The sequence below is a fragment of the Bartonella sp. AP57NXGY genome, from assembly GCF_042195805.1.
In the GTDB taxonomy this organism is placed as follows: domain Bacteria; phylum Pseudomonadota; class Alphaproteobacteria; order Rhizobiales; family Rhizobiaceae; genus Bartonella.
On record NZ_JBHIOZ010000241.1, the window covers coordinates 1 to 1,751 of the forward strand.

At 40.4% G+C, this 1,751-nt stretch carries 1 pseudogene; it reads right to left on the minus strand.

Features of this window, described 5'->3' with window-relative positions:
- Positions 1-1,751: pseudogene (locus ACFIL8_RS09860) on the minus strand (autotransporter outer membrane beta-barrel domain-containing protein); the annotation flags it as partial.

Genomic DNA, 1,751 nt, shown 5'->3' on the forward strand with positions numbered 1-1,751 from the left:
GAAACATCACCATGAATTAAAACACGATCCGTCTTTTGATGATTAAGAGCACCACCACTATTCAGATATGTATTAAGGGAAATAGAGGCACCATCCCGTACTCTATAAACTTCACCCTTTCCCTTTCCAATACGAAGAGTTTGATAATCATCAATAGAAGGAGATTCTGGTCTTTTAAAATGAATAGAGCTATCACCCATAAGACTAACGAGTGAAATAGAAGAATCATGTGCAGCCGCATGTTGATCTTTTTGCAGCGGTTGTTGTAAAATCCATGTAGAACGACCTCCCAAATAAAGTTCGGCATTAGAGTCTTTATCAACGTGTGTGCGACCTTCAAGCGTAGAAGCATCAGCCAAAACGATCACAGATGCCCCTTTCTCAGCTTTTAATAAAAAATTCCCTGAACGAAGAGTGCTTTTCATCAAACTCACCGCACCAGAAATAACATTGCTGCCATAAAGAGCCGTATCGTCTTCAACAGAAAACTCTGTTGTATCCAAATTAACAACTTCCAATCGTGGTGGAGCTTTTTCTTCCTCTAATGAAATCTCCTCTTTTTTATCCCCATCTTCGCTCCATGGCTTTTCTCCCTGAAAATAGATACCATAAGATCCCTCACCCTTTACGGTAACAGAAGAAGACTTAAAATTAGCCTCGGTCACATAAAAGTTATTCGATAAATCTTCAGCTTCATCTTCAGTTTCAGCTTCTGTTTCAGATCGTTCTGGTACAACACTAAAAAGCTTGACGGGATTTTCTAATAATATACCATGTGCACCCTCAACCTTAATAGTCCCCCCTGTAAACTCAACACGTCCCCCTTCATCCATTAAAAAAGCCGCATCATTTTTATCTTTGTGGCCCTTTCCAGTAAGAGTGACACCATCGAGAATCACCGTCCCTCCCAACATCGCAGAAATCCCATGACTGTTGGTAAAGTTAACCTCCCCACCTTCCACCCAAATATCTGCCCCGCTATAACTGGAAAGACTTGCCTTCCCATCACGCGTATTAACTTTTGCACCCTCTAAAATAACCAATGAATTCCCCACAGCTTCAACAGCCCTATCACTGTCCTCTATAATCCCCTGCTTTATCTCAATTATCCCATTATGAGCGAAAAGAGCTAACTTTGTATTTTGAAGCGTCGGTTTTTTCAAAACAATCTTTCCGTCATCTGATACAGCCACACCACGCAAAAAAGATTTATCAGAAACTTCACTGCTAACAGTTACATTCTCTCCATAAACTCTGGTCCCTATTCCCTTCACCGTTATAGCAGTGGGATTAGCAGGGTAGTTGGAAACATTTGCACTCGTAATTGTATAAGATTTATTATCAATTTTAGGATCTATCCCGCAATTATCACATACATAATACAACCCACTATAGTAATAAAAACTAGGATTCACTCCTCTTCCATCAGAGTCTGCATCTTTAACAGAGTTATCTACATTTTTCTGATGTTTGGTGTCCCCAGCCAATCCACTCAGCTTACGATAGTCATTTCCTCCACGAATACCCTCATCGTTATTGCCAACATTAATCATATTAGAAGGGTAATAATTATCCCCACTCTCTCCACTAAGAGGAAGCTTATGCTTATTACTCCCGCTAAGCTGAGGAGAAGAATTAGCAGAGACAACTGGGATAACCTTTATAACATAACGATTACTATCCTTCCCCTCTGCAGCCGCATACACTTCTCTTCCATTTTGAAGCAAAGAGAGGATAGCTGTTGTACAAGC